The following is a 15604-nucleotide window of genomic DNA, read 5'->3' as shown; positions in this document are numbered from 1 at the left end:
TTATTTCTCCGCTTGCAGGTAGATCGTGGCCAGCGGCGGTAGCGTCAGGCGCAGACTTTGCGCATGCCCGTGCATGCCGGTCGGCGCAGTCGGTAAGCGGCCGGCATTGCCGAGATTGCTGCCACCGTAATGGGCACTGTCGGTGTTGAGGATTTCGCGCCAGCCGCCGGCACGCGGCACACCGACGCGATACGCGTGAAGCGGCTGCGGGGTGAGGTTGCTCACCGCCAGCAGGGGTGGGCCGCCATCGGGATCGTGGCGAATGAAGGCCAGCACGCTGTTGCGTGCATCGTCGGCCACGCTCCAGTCGAAACCGTCGGCGCGGTGCGTGCCGCGAAACAGCGCCGGCACGCGACGCAATGTCGCGTTGAGATCGCCCACCAGTTGCTGCACGCCGCGATGCGGCGCGCCAGCGAGCAGATGCCAGTCCAACGACTGATCGTGGTTCCAGTCGGCCCATTGGCCGAATTCGGCGCCCATGAACAGCAGTTTGTCGCCCGGATGCGCCCACATCAGCGCCAGATAGGCGCGCAGGTTGGCAAAGCGGCGCCAGTCGTCGCCGGGCATCTGCCCGAGCAGGCCACCGGTGCCGTGTACCACTTCGTCATGCGAGATCGGCAACACGAAACGCTCGGAGAACGCGTACACCAGGCCGAAGGTGAGCTGGCTGTGGTGCTGCGCGCGCTCGGCCGGATCGCGCTGCATGTAGTGCAGCGTGTCGTGCATCCAGCCCATGTTCCATTTGTGCGTGAAGCCCAGGCCACCCTCGCTGATCGGCGCGGTCACGCCCGGCCACGCGGTGGATTCTTCAGCGATTGTGAGCACGCCCGGAAAGCGCGCGGCGATCTCGCTGTTGAGCTGGCGCAGGAAGGCGACGGCTTCCAGATTCTCGCGGCCGCCGTGTGCGTTGGGCACCCACTCGCCTTCGGCGCGGCCATAGTCGCGATACAGCATCGAGGCCACTGCATCCACGCGCAGGCCGTCGAGATGGTAGTGGTCGATCCACTCCAGTGCGCTGCCCAGCAGGTAGGCGGTCACTTCGGGCCGGCCGTAGTTGTAGATCAGCGTATTCCAATCGCGGTGCATGCCCTCGCGCGGGTCCGCATGTTCGTACACCGCAGCGCCGTCGAACTGCGCCAGCCCGTGTGCGTCGTCGGGAAAGTGCGCGCTGACCCAGTCCAGGATCACGCCGATGCCGGCGCGGTGGCAGGCATCGACAAACTGCGCAAAGCCATCCGGGCTGCCATGGCGGGCAGTCGGCGCATACAGCCCCAGCGGTTGGTAGCCCCAGGAGCCGCCGAAGGGATGCTCGGTGATCGGCAGCAACTCGATATGGGTGAAACCGAGCTGCTGCACGTACGGAATCAATTGTGCGGCCAGGGTCGGCCAGTCCAGCGGTTGGTTATGCCCATCGCGTCGCCAGGAAGCGGCGTGCACTTCATAGATCGACAGCGGTGCCGGCGCGGCACTGGCATCGCGTGCAGCCATCCAGGCAGCGTCGGTCCAGTCGAACGACGCAGCGCCCGGCACCACCGAGGCGGTGGCCGGCGGCAATTCGCTTTGGCGTGCCACCGGGTCGGCCTTGAGCAATACCCGGCCATCGGCAGCGGTGATGGCGTACTTGTAGCGGGTGCCGGCTTCCACGCGCGGCAGGAACAGTTCCCAGAAGCCGCCCGTGCGCTGGCGCAGCGGATGCCGGCGCACATCCCATCCATTGAAGTCGCCGACCACCGCGACCCGTTGCGCATGCGGTGCCCACACGGCAAAGCGCACACCCGGCACGCCGTCGCACTGCAGGTGCTGCGCGCCCAACGCACTGCGCAGCGCCTGGCCATCGCCGGCGGCGATGTGCAGCAGTGCGGTCTCGTCCAACGTGGCAGCAAATGCGTAGGGGTCTTCGATCTCCTGCACCACATCCGGCCAGACGATGCGCAGCCGGTAAGGGCCGTCGGTGGCCAGTTCCCCTTCGAACACGCCCTCGATCGGGCCGGCCTGCATGCGTGCCAGCAACTTGCCACGCGGATCGATCAGGCCCATCGCTTCGGCGCCCGGTGCCAACACGCGAACGCGGCGACGCCCATCGGTGCTGGGATGCGGGCCGAGGACGGCAAAGGCATCGGCGGGCAGGCCATCGGCCAGCGCCTGAAAGATCTGCAACATATCGGTCCTGCCCTCCGTGGTCACCCCGCCTGCTTCCGTGCCCAGCCCCGTCACGCCCAACCGTTCGCTCATGAGACCGTCGCAAGCGCTGGCGCGGTCGCGGCGGTGTGTTCGTAGAGGGACATGTACTTCTTGCCGGCCACGTCCCAGCCACTGGGACGCAGCATCGCCGCGCGACGCATCGCCGACAGCAGGCTGGGCAAGCGGAAGGTACGGAACGCCCGTTCCAGGCAGCGGCGCAGGGCTTCCACGCTGGCGTGCTGGAACAGGAAGCCGGTCACGCCATCGTCCACGGTGTCGATCAGACCACCGGTGGCATGCGCGATCGGCAGGCAGCCGAAGCGCTGCGCGTACATCTGGCTCAACCCGCACGGTTCGAAGCGCGAGGGCATCAGCAGGAAGTCGGCGCCTGCGAACATGCGCCGCGCCAGGCCCTCCTCAAAGCCGATGAAGGCACCGACCTGTCCCGGATAACGCCGGGTCAGCTCGGCCACCTGTTGTTCGATCTCCGGCTCGCCGCCGCCGATCACCGCGATCTGGCCGCCAGCGGCCACGATCTGCGGGGCGACTTCGCAGATCAGGTCCAGGCCCTTCTGATGCACCAGCCGTGACACCACTGCAAACAGCGGCCCGCTGCTGTCGCGCAAGCCGAACGCCTTGCGCACCTGCGCCGCGTTGGCGTGACGGCCCTGCCACTGGTTCACGCTGAAATGCGCGTCCAGATGGTGATCGGTGCGCGGGTCCCAGCTGGCGTCGATGCCATTGACGATGCCGGTCAGCGCGCCCTTGGCGGCGCGACCGGCCAGCAGCCGATCCAGCCCGCAGCCCTGCGCCGGGCCGGTGATCTGCTGGGCATAGCTGATGCTGACGGTATTGACGTGGTCGGCATGCACGATACCGCCGCGCAGGAACGACATCTGCCCATAGAACTCCAGCTCGGCCACGCGCTCGGCCGGGATACCCAACGCGGCGGCCATCGAATACGGCACCAGGCCCTGGTAAGCCAGATTGTGGATGGTCAGCAGGCAAGGCGTGGTGCCGCCGGACCAGCGCACATACGCCGCCGCCATCGCGCACGGCCAGTCGTTGAGGTGCAGCAGGCGCGGCTTCCAGCCCAATCCGGCATGGCCCGCGGCAATCTGCGCGGCGGCATGCGACAAGGTCGCGAAGCGGATGGCGTTGTCTTCGAATTCCGAACCGCTGGCGCTGACATATGGCGAGCCGTCGCGTTCGAACAGTTCCCTGGACAACAGGATGTAGATCGGCAAGCCGTCGGACTGCACGATGCGGCCGATGTCGCAGGCCGGTAACGCGGCATGCGCCAACACCCGGCCCACGATCTCCACCTTGCCGGCACGCTCGAGCACCGCGCGATAACCGGGGATCAACACCCGCACGTCGTACCGATGACGCAACGCGCGTGGCAATGCGGCCGCGACATCGCCCAGACCGCCGGCCTTGATGAAGTCCGCCATCTCCGACACCACGAACAACGCACCCCGGGTGTCGGCCAACGCCACCGGCAATCGCTCGTGGTGCGGAATGAAGCGTCCGCGTGCGTCACGCGGCCGCCCGCCCTTCTTCGGAAGAGTGAGCACGGTACTGCGCTCGAAGCGTGCGGAGGTAGCGTGAAGCGGCATCATGGCAACCATCTAAACGTCCGTCGTGAAGTGGGTGGAGACGGAAAACAGCGAAGCGAAAACCATCGTCTGCCAATTCAGCCAGACAACTTGCCACGAGTCGAGGAGCGGACGACGCGCGTACTCCACGCTGTCCATGTGGACGAATCTACACCCCGGGCAAATAAAATATGCGTGAACACGTGTTTACTTTTACGCGACAAGCCGCCTTCGACGACCTGACATGGCGCACGCAGTCAGGCCGCTATCGCACATTGCAGTGCGATGACATCCCCAGACAGGTGCATTGGCGTTGAAACGCACCGAAAGCGGGAGCTTGCAGTGGCGCTCGACGTCACCGATCTAAATGATTCAGCTACATACTTCCCGCTGCGTGTCCGACCCTGCGCCTGCGCGACCAACATCACTGCATGCTCCTGCCCGCTTAAGCGACCGGGATGCGCGCCGATAACGAGCCATTGCATCACGCCTTTTCGAGACCCTGGCGCATGGCAGACCAGCCTGAACTTCCAAGCCGTCCGCGTGGTGGACTGCGCCGCCTGTTGCCCTGGGGCGGTGCGGACAGCATGCGCCCGGCGGCCGCCATGCCGGCGGTGATCGGTAGCGAGCGCGGCCGGCACGGTCTGGCTGCCCACCACCTGGTGCCGGCCAAGACCAAGTCCGGCGCGCACGATCCGGCTGCCGCCACCGCCCTGTTGATGCGCCTGTTCTCGCATGCCGCGCACCCCGAGGCGCTGCTGCTGGCCTTTGCCGAAGGCATCGCCAGCCTGCATGGCGAACTCGGCGACATGGGCGGGCGTCTGAGCGCGGCCTATGCGGCCGGCGACTGGCCCGGCTATGGCCGCGTCCTGCGGCAGTTGATCGACAAATACATCCGTACCGTCGATACCGGCGATTCGCTGGCCGAAGGACGCACCGAGGCCGAGCAGCTGCGCGACCTGCTGCGTCACGCGCTGGGCAACGCATTGGCCACGCTGCTGCAACGCAGCCCGGAACTGGCCGAAGAGGCCCAGACCCTGGCCTCGGCGCTGCGCCATTGGCGCCCCGGCCACGAGCTGATCACGCTGGAACAGCGGCTGCGCGAACTGAGTCACCAGATCGGCCTGCGCGCCGAGGATGCCAGCGAACAACAGAACCTGCTGCTCGGCCTGTTCGACCTGTTGTTGGAGAACGTCGGCGAACTGCTCGACGACCGCAGCTGGTTGCAGGGTCAGATCTCGGTGGTGCGGCAGCTGATCTCCGGGCCGCTGGACGTCAGCTCGATCGAGCAGGCACGCGGCACCCTGCGCGAGGTCATCTACAAACAAGGGCTGCTCAAGCAGGGCATCGCCGAGTCCAAGACCGCCATGCGCGAGATGATGGTGTCCTTCGTCGACCGCCTCGACGGCATGGCCACCAGCACCGGCGAGTACCACGACCGGGTGGCCGGCTACTCGCAGGCCATCGGCGACGCACGCGGCATCCCGGACCTCAATCGCCTGCTGCAGGAGCTGCTGCAGGACACCGCCGGCGTGCAGGCGCAGGCATTGGCCGCGCGCGACGAACTGCTGGCGGCCCGTCGCCAGGTCGAGGATGCCGAGCAGCGCATCGCCTCGCTCGAACAGGAACTCAAGGACGTGGCCGGCCTGGTGCGCGAAGACCAGCTCACCGGCGCGCTCAACCGACGCGGCTTCGAAGAGCTGTTTCAACGCGAAGCCGCACGCACCCAGCGCAGCGGCCAGCCGCTGTGCGTGGCGATGCTGGATCTGGACGACTTCCGCCATCTCAACGAAACCCACGGGCATGCCGGCGGCGATGCGGCGCTACGCCATACCGTGGAAGTGGCCAAGGCGGTGCTGCGCACCACCGACGCCATCGCCCGCTTCGGCGGCGAGGAATTCGTGCTGCTGTTGCCGGACTCCACCATCTTCGAAGCCAGCGCAGCGGTGATCCGTCTGCAGCGCGCCCTGGCGCAGCGCTCCTTGCTGCACGACGACGTGCGGGTCTTCATCAGCTTCAGCGGCGGCGTGGCGTTGCGCCATCTGGACGAAGCCCAGGACGATGTCATCCGCCGTGCCGACCGCGCCATGTACGACGCCAAGTCGGCCGGCAAGAACCGGGTGATCAGCGCCGATTAGCGGCAAACCTCGGACTGGCGCGCCGATCAGTCGGGCTGGGTACGCGGCGCACCACGCAGATGCGCCGGAGGTTCTTCGATTGCCTGCGGGCCTCAACGACCACCGCCGGTCTCAGCGCGGCAGCCGGGTGGTCTTCCACCATGCCGCAATGAGGCGTCAGTGCGCCGCCGGCTTGCCGCGCAGCTTCTGGAACAGCGTCACTGCGCCCAGCACGATCGCGCCGGCGACCACGCCGACCAGCATGTTGCCCAGCGCATCGACCAGCCAGCCCATGCCGCCGGCCGACTTGGTCAGATCCTGCACGATGTGATGCAGCGCCGGGATGTTGTGCACCAGGATGCCGCCGCCGACCAGGAACATCGCCAGCGTACCGGCCACCGACAGGAACTTCATCAGCCACGGGGCGGCCACCAGGATGCCGCGACCGAACGCAGCCAGCGCCGCGCCCTTGCCGGTCAGGTACAGGCCCAGATCGTCCAGCTTGACGATGGCCGCCACCAGGCCGTAAACGCCGATGGTCATCGCCAGCGCGATCGCCACCAGCACCGCCACCTGCTGCCCGAACGACACGCCCGCCACCACGCCCAGCGACAGCACGATGATCTCCGCCGACAGGATGAAGTCGGTGCGGATCGCACCCTTGACCTTGTCCTTTTCCAGCGCCACCACGTCCACGCTCGCGTCGGCCAGCGCGCGGGTGCGCTCGGCATGCCGCTGCGCCTCTTCCGCTTCGTCGTGAAGAAATTTGTGCGCCAGCTTCTCCACGCCTTCGAAGCACAGATACGCACCGCCGATCATCATCAGCGGCATCACCAGCGGCACGTTGTAACCGCGCCCGCGCAGCCAGGCTTCCAACGCGCTGATCGCCAGCGCCGCCGGCACCAGGATCACCTTGTTGACCAGCGAGCCCTTGGCGACCGCCCAGACCACCGGCAATTCGCGGTCGGCACTCACCCCGGTCACCTGCTGCGCATTGAGCGCCAGATCGTCGCCAAGCACGCCGGCGGTCTTCTTGGCCGCGACCTTGGTCAGGATGGAAACGTCGTCCAGCAGCGTGGCGATGTCGTCGAGCAGGGTGAACAGGCTGGCACCGGCCATGCGGGAGTCCTTCGTGGGGGTGGGTGGATTCTCGCCGATCCGGCGCCCGCATGGGGTGATGGCATGCAGTTGCCGGGTGTTGGCAGTAGTTGAACGTGCGATGCGGGCAGCGCAAAAACGTTGTCTGCCTGCCGCGCGCCAGCGGCCCCGGCAGCGCCTGCGCGCAGACGCTGTGGGCGTACCGGATTCACTACCTGACGACCCGGCGCTGGCCACACTCGGCGCCTGCATGACGCACCGGAGATGTCCTTGAGTCCGAACGACCCGTACCGCACGCCGGCCCAGGCCGCGATCCCGGCAGACACCGCCGTGGTGGGCGGCATGAGCCGCCGCACGCAGATCCTGCGTCTGCTGCTGCGGTATCGCGGGTCGGGGGTGTTTGCCGGCATGAACCTGGACCCGGCCGCGATCAATGAGTACGAAGTGCCGGCCGAAGGTACGCCCGACCAGTTCGTCTCCGACCTGGAAGCGCTCGGCCCCACCTTCGTCAAACTCGGCCAGATGCTGTCCACGCGTCCGGACATCGTGCCGCCGGAATTCGCCACCGCGCTGGAGCGCATGCAGGAAAACACCAGCTCGGTGCCGGTGGAACGCATTCGCCAGATCATCGAAGAAGAACTCGGCGTGTCGGTCAACAAGGCGTTCTCGTTTTTCGACCCGGTGCCGCTGGGCTGCGCCTCGCTGGCGCAGGTGCACCGTGCCGCCCTGCGCGACGGCACCCCGGTGGCGATCAAGGTGCAAAAGCCCGAAGTCGCCGCCCAGGTGCGCTCGGACCTGGACGTGCTCAAGAGCTTTGCCACCGCCGCCGACCGCCTGACCGGCATCGGCCGGCGCGTGCGCTTTGCCGACTGGCTGGGCGAATTCGGCAAGACCCTGCGTGCCGAACTCAATTATGAGGACGAAGCCGAAACGCTGGTGCGCTTCGGCAAGCATCTCAAGCCGTTTCCGCTGTTGTGGATTCCGCAGCCGGTGTGGGACCTGAGCAGCCGCAAGGTGCTGACCATGCAGCTGGCCGAAGGCGTGCGCGTGGACAAGATCTCCGGCCTGCGCCGCACCGAGCAGCCAATGGACACCCTCGCGGCCGAGTTGGTGAAGGGCTATCTGGACCAGATGTTCGTGCATGGCGAGATCCACGCCGACCCGCATCCGGGCAATCTGCGCGTGCTGCAGGACGGACGCCTGGCGATCTTCGACCTGGGCATGGTCGCGCACGTACCGCCGCGCCTGCGCGAGCGCCTGCTCAAGCTGCTGTTCGCCGCCGTCGACGGCCGTGGCGAAGAGGTCGCCGAAGAGACCATCGCGCTCAGCACCCGCCTGGAGGATTACGACGAAGACCGCTATCAGCGCGAAACCGGGCAGATGATCGCCCGCTACGCCGCGCACGACACCACGTCCGAAGGACGCGTGGTGCTGGACCTGGTGCGCATCGCCACCGCCAATGGTCTGCGCACGCCGCCGGAGTTGAGCCTGCTGGGCAAGACCTTGTTGAACCTGGAAGGCGTGTGCCGTGCGTTGTCGCCGCATCTGGATACGCGCCGGGTGGTCGAGCGGCATCTGCAGCATGTGATGCGCGCGCGCCTGAAGAAATCGCTGTCCGCCGCCAACCTGGCCAGCGAGGCGATGGAGCTGCAGCATCTGGTGCGCGAAGGGCCGCGCCGGATGTCGGAGATTCTCTCGCTGGCTGCGGAAAACCGCCTGCAGATGCGCGTTACCGGGCTGGAAGAATCGCATCTGATGGAAAGCCTGCAGAAGATCGCCAACCGGGTGGCGGCCGGCATCGTGACGGCGGCGCTGATCATGGCCTCGGCGCAGATGATGCGCATCGAAACCGGCCTGAAACTGTGGGGCTATCCGGCGATCGCAATGGTGCTGTTCCTGCTCGGCGTCGTGCTGGGCCTGGGTATCGTGCTCAGCGCGTTGCTGTTCGACCGCCGCGTACGGGCGCGCGAAGAGCGCGGGCATCGCTAGCGGACTTGCGCACCGGCGTAGAACCCGCGTCGCTTGCGACTAACGCTGCAACAAGGCGCCGATGTGCAGGCGTGCCATGTGGCGTGATCCCCAAATGCCGCCTGGATATCGCAGGTTTTACGCAGTCAGGCGCTCGATGCAGACGGGAGCCCTGTCGCATCGACTGCCGCGTGGCGGGAACTGTTCCATCCAGACAACGACACTGATCTGCGGCAAGTGGCTGGATTGACGCCGCGCCCACGCGCCGGCGCGTGCATTGCCGCATAGCGAACACCACCAGGATGGCAAGGGCGCGAGGTCACGCAATCTGCCGGGGCGCAGCAATCCACATGCTGCAACAAACATTTCAGTCAGCTTCAGCGCGGCATAGTCCGTCATCCGAGTGTCACATTGCAGGTGGCGCACAGGACATGGCGAGCAAGGCGTCCGGTACGCGCTCGCATCATTCCCCCACGGACGCTGCCGCATGCATTGGATGTTGCTGTTCTCGTTGTTGCTCTTGCTTTGGCTGTTGGTCGCATCGCCGCGTCTGGCATGGCTCAAGGCCGGTCTGCTGTCGCTGCTGCTGCTATTGCTCAGCGCCTGGGGCCTGGTGGATCGGCTCAGCGGCGATGGCATCAACGCCGCCACGCTGTATCACCTGCGCGCGGATATGGATGGGGCCGGCGTCAGCGATTTTTCCGGCTATATCGCCGTGTTTATCGGCATGGTGCTGCTGTCGCTCAGCCCGTTGCTGCTAATCAGAGTGCGGCGTTTCCGTCGCCCGCGTGGCGGTGCTGCGGTGTTTGCCGCGTTCGTGACGATGTTGCTGGTGAGCGTTGCAGTGAGCCCGCTGTACCGCGATGGCAAGCGCCTGTACTACCAGTTGCGCCCGGTGGATTACGCCACCGTGGTGCCGGAATACCTGGTGCCGCAGCAGCCCTTGCAGAAGCGCAAGAACATCGTGTGGATCTATGGCGAGAGCCTGGAACGCACCTATTTCGATGAAGATGTCTTTCCCGGTCTGATGCCGAACCTGCGCGCATTGGCCAGCGAAGCGGTGGACGTGCGCAATCTCACCTCCACCGAAGGCAGCGGTTGGACCATCGCCGGCATGGTCGCCTCGATGTGCGGCGTGCCGCTGACCACCGCGCCCGGCGATGAAAACAGCATGGACCGCATGGGCCGGTTCCTGCCCGAAGCGCGCTGCCTGGGCGACTACCTCAAGGATCAGGGCTACCGCAATCACTATGTGGGCGGCGCCGATGCCAGCTTTGCGGGCAAGGGCAGCTTTTTGTCCAGTCATGGCTTCGACGTGGTACATGACGTCGGCTATTTCCGCGACAAGGGCGTAGCGCCCAAGCACTTCTCCGCCTGGGGCGTGCACGACGACGTGCTGCTGGACGATGCCTGGGACAGCTTCCAGACGCTGTCGCGCGCCGGCCAACCGTTCATGCTCACCACGCTCACCATGGACACCCATCATCCTGCCGGTCATCTGCCGCTGGCATGCAAGGGCCAGCAGTACGACAGCGCACTGGGCGACATCGGTTTGCTGCATGCGATCAAATGCAGCGACCGGCTGATCGGCGAACTGGTCACGCGCATTCGCAACAGCCGCTATGGCAAGAACACCCTCATCGTGATCGCCTCCGATCACCTGGCGATGCCCAACGATCTCAGCGACGTGCTCGCCAAGCAGAAACGCGAAAACCTGCTGCTGTTCCTGGGCAAGGACATCGCCCCGCAGCAAGTGGTCTCCCGCGCCGGCAGCACGCTCGATTCCGGCGCCACACTGCTGCAGTTGCTGGAACCAGGCATGCGCACGCTGGGCTTCGGCCGCTCATTGCTGACCAACGACGCACCCGCCAGCGCCAGCGTCGCCGCCAGCCGCGACAGCGGCAAGGATTACCCACGTTATCTGGCCTACGCGCGCACGCTGTGGACCGGGCGCAGCACGCGCCTGCTGCGCATCAACGGCAACGGCGATGTGGTGGTGGGCGTGCAACAGGTGCGCCCGCCGGTGCTGCTGGAATACGACGACGACACCAACCTGAAAACCGTGTATCTGGAGAACACCTCGCGCCAGTTCGATCGCACCCATACCGAGGGTACGCTGGCCTACGTGGACCGTTGCACGGCGTTTGAAGATGGCTCGGCCGATGGTGACTGGTGCGCGCTGGTGGTCGATCGCCAGCAGAACATGAAGCTCTACCGCGACCCGGACCTGACCCGCGGCATCGCCGTGGACGCACCATTGGCGGCCAGCCAGCAAGGACCGCGCCCGCGCGTACGCCAGCCGATCATGCTCACCCAGGCTGCGCGTAAGACCGAGGCCGGCCGCTACATGCTGGAGCTCTACGCCAAACGTCGCCCCACGCGCGCGTTCTGGGTGGAAGCAGTCTCGTCCGAGCGCAAGGTGGTGCTGGCCCAGCAATGGGTGGTGCCCGATGCGGCCGGCCGCATCCGCATGCCGTTCGGTCTGGAACATGCGGTGGAGGATCTGGAGATCCGCGCCTGGCTGGATTACACCGAAGATGTCAGCGTGGACGATCTGGCCCTGGTGAAACAGACCCAGGTCGCAGATCGCTCCTGAGCCTGGCCATCTTCCTGGTCCGAGGCCGGGCGATTTGGATGAGCCATAGCCATAGCCAAAGCCGGAGCCGGAGCCGGAGCGTGCTATCTGCGGCGTTGCTGCCGGGCCCTTGCCCGCCCACCGTCGCGGGACACGCCGTGAATCCGTCCATGGAGGCTCTTACGCGGCATCCATGCCGCGTAAGGTCCCGCGACGGTGGGCGGGCAAGGACCTGTCGAGATGGTTGGTGTGCAGGGTTACAAGCAGGGCATGTGCGTTGTTCCGATCCCGTTGCATCCGATCAGTTCCCGGCGCAAGGCGGAGCAAAAGGCAGGCTTCAATACGCACCCTACACACGTCTCGTCTGCCCACCGCAAGCACAGCAACAGACTTTCGAGAAAGCAGCCGACCAATTTTCTGGTGCGGTGTCCTCGCCGCTTGCGGGACCGTTGGCGGCATGGATGCCGCCAACGAGCCCCCAAGGACGGGTTCACGGCGTGTCCCGCAAGCGGTGAGGACACCGCGCGCTCGACCAACCAGGCTTTGACCTAAGCGCCTGACTGTATCTAGACAACGGCAAGACTCGAAAATCTCGGCTGTCTGGAACAGCTGGACGGTGCGGATAGATCAGCTGTAGCGCGGCCGATCTGAGGCATCACCGCAATGCCTTGTCCGCGCATTGCATGCACGCACCGGCTCAGTCTTGCGCTGCAGGCGTGCCATCGCCCGCATCGCGCGCCACCGCAGCGCCTGCCCGGCTGAAGCGGATTTCCTGCGGCGATTGCAGGTCGATCCCTGCGTTTTCCATCGCCTGCAGCAGCGCGAAGAACAGTTCGCTACGTACGCCATACGAATCGCGCGGGCTGCGCACATAGGCGAACGAATTGAAGTTGACGTGCCCGCCGGCCAGCGAATCGATGAACACTGCCGGTGCCGGGTCGGCCAGCACCTTGATGTGCTCGGCAAACAGCCCCAGCAGCATGTCGCGCACCTTGGCCACGTTGGCATCCAAGGGCACCGAGAACTGCAACTGCACGCGCCCTAGCGGGTTGGACAGCGTCATGTTGCGCACGCTCTTGGTGATCAACTCCGAGTTCGGCACGATCAAGGTGGAGCGATCGCCCACCTGGATTTCGGTCGCGCGCACACTGATCTTGCGCACATCGCCTTCCTGGTCGCCGATACGCACCCAATCGCCGATCTTCACCGGCCGCTCGGCCAGCAGGATCAGGCCGGACACGAAGTTCTGCGTGATCGCCTGCAAACCAAACCCGATCCCCACCGACAGCGCGCTCAACACCAGCGCCAGCCGCCTCAGATCCAGCCCGAGCGCCGTCAGGCCCCAGATCGCCACAATCAGCCAGCCCAGATAACGCGCCACCGTGCTGATCGAATTACGCGCACCGGCATCCAGCTCGGTCTTGGGCAGATAGGTGTTGAGCAGCCATTGCTGCACCACCTGCACCACCCCCAGGCCCACGACGAATACCAGCAGCGCGCGCACGACCGCGGCCGGTGTGATGGTGAGCTCCTTGCCGATTTCGATGCCGTGCGAGACGTTCTCGGCCCAGCCGGTGACCGCAGAGAGATTGGCGCCATACGGCGTGATCAGCGCCGCGACTCCCAGCAGGATCAACACGACACGTGACACGGCAGACAGCAGCAGGCCCAGCTGCACCAGACGTCCGCTGCCCATGCCCGAGGCATGAGACAACGCACGATTGAAGCGCCCTTCCGGGTTGAACACCCAGGTCAGCAGGTCGTCGGCAAACACCACCAGCAAACCGAGCAGGCTGCAGATCAGCGTGATCCAGATGATCTGGCGCGCAATGAACAACGACAGATTGAGATAGCCGAACAATGCCGCCAGCAGCGACACGATCACCGCGACATGCCCCAGCAGGCGGATCAGCACGATGACGCCACCGCCACGCGAGACCACCGGTGGCGGCTCGCTGCTATCGGCGCTGGCAGCCCCGGCGCTGGCGGCGCGCGCGCGCAACGACAGACTCAGGCCGGCCAGTGCCGACAGGATCAGGCCGGCATACAACAACGCGGCCACCGCATCGGTTGCCGTCGTGGCGGCGGCACTGGTGCGCGCCACGTCGTTGAGCTTCATCGCCATGCCGCTGAACCAGCTCACTGCGGCAGTGGCCAGGCAATGTACGCGCAGCCGATCGACGGTGGCGTCGTCCAGCGGGAACAGCCGCCAGGTGGGTTGGTGCTTCATCAGCAAGCTGGCACTGAGCGAGCCGACAAAGGCCGCGATGAAGCTGATGAAGACGAACGCGCCCAGCAACTCGTCCAGATCGGCCGGCACCTGGGCTATTGCACGCAGGCTTTCGGCCAGCACCCATGCCGCCATGCCCAGACTGAGCGTGCCGACCAGTAGGAACCACAGCGCCAAGCCGGAACGTCGCAACCGCCCGCCCGGCGCGCGCGACGCGGCATAGCGCCGGCCCAGATGGCGCAGAAACATGCGCAACGGGAAGGCCAGCAGCAGCGCGATCGCCACACCAGTCACCAGGCCGCCAACGCCGTTGGCAGCCATGCCCGCGCGCACCGCCTGGACCGCATCGTCGTACAAGCCACGCAGGCGGGTGCGGTCATCCGGCCATTGCTGCGCGATCTGCGCCCACAGTGCCGGCGACAGCGGTGAGGCGACGCGCGTGGACAGCTGCACACTGAAGAGCTGCACGCGTTTTTGTTCCAGGCGATCGGCCAGTTCGCCTGCTTCGGATGCCAGCAAGTTGGCGCGCTTGAGTTCCGCATCCAGCTTATTTTTTTCGCTCGCCAGCGCCTTGCGCTGATTTTTCAGGTCTGCCGGATCTGTCTTTTGCTCCACACCCAAACCGTCAAGCCGAACGCTGAGTTGCTTAAGCTGCGGATCCAGCTGACGTGCCAGATCCTGTGCCTGCCGTTGCGCCAGCGTCACCTGGTCGTTCAACGCACGCAGCAGGTCGGTATCGGCCTTTTCCAGCCCGGCCTCACCCTGGTCCAGCACCTTTTGTGCATTGTCCAGCTGTGTCTGTGCGGTCTCCAGTAAGCTGTCCTCGTCCTGTGCGAGCACGGCGCCCGCACAGGCCAGCCACAGGCCGCAGCACAGCAGCACGCGCAACAACACGCTCGAACGGGCAGACCACACAGAACGAAATCGGGACACAGGCAGGCATCGGACAGGCGCAGAACCGCGCGGTGCCGGCATCTTAAGCCACCGCCCCCGCCATGCCGCCCGCCGCCGTGGCGGCGATTCATGCGGACGCAAGCGCAGCATCCGGGGAGTGCCACCGCCCAGCCAACCAATGCATGAACATGCGGCAGCTTGTCACCTTGCGGCAACACCGGACTGTCGCAGAATCGAGCTACCGCTACGGCAGACGCAGCGGATGACCGCGAAGGAGATACTTCATGCAGATTCAGATCCAGACCGACAAGCACGTGCCGCACGACCCGTCCGTCGTGCAGCATGTCGAGAAGACCTGCACCGCCCAGCTGGCGCATTTCGCCAACGACATCACCCGCGTCGAAGTGCATCTGCGCGATGAAAACGGCCAACGCGGCGGCGCGGCGGATCGAACCTGCAGCATCGAAGCCCACGTCGCCGGCCTGCCGCCGATTGCGGCCACCAACAGCGCCGAAACCACCGCCTCGGCCGTCACCGGTGCCGCACGCAAGCTGCGCACCGCCATCGAACATGCGCGCGGCAAGCAGCACGCCAAGGCGACTGCACCGCCGCCGGACATGCTCTGATCCGCGCTTGCTGATTTGGACGCCTGGCAGGGTCGCGCTCACGCGCCCTGCCCGTTTAGGCCGAGCACGTTAGGCCGAGCGCGCGGCTGCGATGTTCACATCCAGACAACGGCAAACACCGCTGCTACATGGCTTCGGTGCGCTACTCCAGAAATGACTTCGGCCCGCTGCAGTGACACTGCAGCGGGCCGAACGTTTGCATCTGGTGCGCCCGGAGGGATTCGAACCCCCGACCAATGGCTTCGGAAGCCACTACTCTATCCGGCTGAGCTACGAGCGCCTGGCCGCGCATTATGCCAGAACCGCTGCCGCGCGCG

Annotated in this window: 8 protein-coding genes and 1 tRNA gene; 4 read left to right on the top strand and 5 right to left on the bottom strand. The window is 65.9% G+C overall.

From position 1 onward, the window contains the following. Together GGR61_RS15810 and glgA are read right to left on the bottom strand one after the other, a co-directional pair. Positions 1–2232, bottom strand: a complete 2232-nt coding sequence (locus GGR61_RS15810; RefSeq protein WP_184622555.1) for a 1,4-alpha-glucan branching enzyme — start codon at positions 2230–2232, stop codon at positions 1–3. Next, positions 2229–3812, bottom strand: coding sequence for a glycogen synthase GlgA (gene glgA / locus GGR61_RS15805; RefSeq protein WP_184407891.1), 1584 nt, complete (start codon positions 3810–3812; stop codon positions 2229–2231). Before glgA ends, GGR61_RS15810 begins: the two co-directional genes overlap by 4 nt. Positions 3813–4288: 476 nt before the next feature. Between glgA and GGR61_RS15800 the strand changes: the two genes are divergently transcribed. Continuing rightward, positions 4289–5917 carry a GGDEF domain-containing protein gene (locus tag GGR61_RS15800; RefSeq protein ID WP_184622553.1) on the top strand — a complete coding sequence of 543 codons (1629 nt, stop codon included), beginning with the start codon at positions 4289–4291 and terminating at the stop codon, positions 5915–5917. Positions 5918–6073: 156 nt separating this feature from the next. On the opposite strand, the gene GGR61_RS15795 is transcribed toward GGR61_RS15800, so the two are convergent. Further along, the gene (locus GGR61_RS15795) at positions 6074–7015 is read right to left on the bottom strand and encodes a DUF808 domain-containing protein (protein WP_184407893.1); all 942 of its coding nucleotides are present in this window, start codon (positions 7013–7015) and stop codon (positions 6074–6076) included. Positions 7016–7258: 243 nt separating this feature from the next. On the opposite strand from GGR61_RS15795, the gene GGR61_RS15790 reads away from it, so the two are divergent. Both GGR61_RS15790 and GGR61_RS15785 read left to right on the top strand, forming a co-directional pair. Continuing rightward, positions 7259–8983 carry an AarF/UbiB family protein gene (locus GGR61_RS15790; protein WP_184407894.1) on the top strand — a complete coding sequence of 575 codons (1725 nt, stop codon included), beginning with the start codon at positions 7259–7261 and terminating at the stop codon, positions 8981–8983. A 466-nt stretch (positions 8984–9449) separates the two neighbouring features. After that, positions 9450–11558 (top strand): phosphoglycerol transferase I, encoded by a 2109-nt coding sequence (locus tag GGR61_RS15785; protein ID WP_184622545.1) that lies wholly within the window; start codon positions 9450–9452, stop codon positions 11556–11558. 676 nt (positions 11559–12234) lie between these two features. Here GGR61_RS15785 and GGR61_RS15780 read toward each other — a convergent pair. Continuing rightward, on the bottom strand, positions 12235–14658 hold the full coding sequence (locus GGR61_RS15780; RefSeq protein WP_260288096.1) for a DUF3772 domain-containing protein: 2424 nt from the start codon (positions 14656–14658) through the stop codon (positions 12235–12237). A 287-nt stretch (positions 14659–14945) separates the two neighbouring features. Between GGR61_RS15780 and GGR61_RS15775 the strand changes: the two genes are divergently transcribed. Continuing rightward, positions 14946–15287, top strand: a complete 342-nt coding sequence (locus GGR61_RS15775) for an HPF/RaiA family ribosome-associated protein (RefSeq protein ID WP_184407897.1) — start codon at positions 14946–14948, stop codon at positions 15285–15287. 203 nt (positions 15288–15490) lie between these two features. On the opposite strand, the gene GGR61_RS15770 is transcribed toward GGR61_RS15775, so the two are convergent. Next, positions 15491–15567, bottom strand: a tRNA-Arg gene (locus tag GGR61_RS15770). Positions 15568–15604 lie beyond the last annotated feature (37 nt).

The organism is Xanthomonas sp. 3058 (assembly GCF_014199765.1).
Taxonomy (GTDB): Bacteria; Pseudomonadota; Gammaproteobacteria; order Xanthomonadales; family Xanthomonadaceae; genus Xanthomonas; species Xanthomonas campestris_B.
This window is presented reverse-complemented; position numbering and strand designations above follow the sequence as displayed.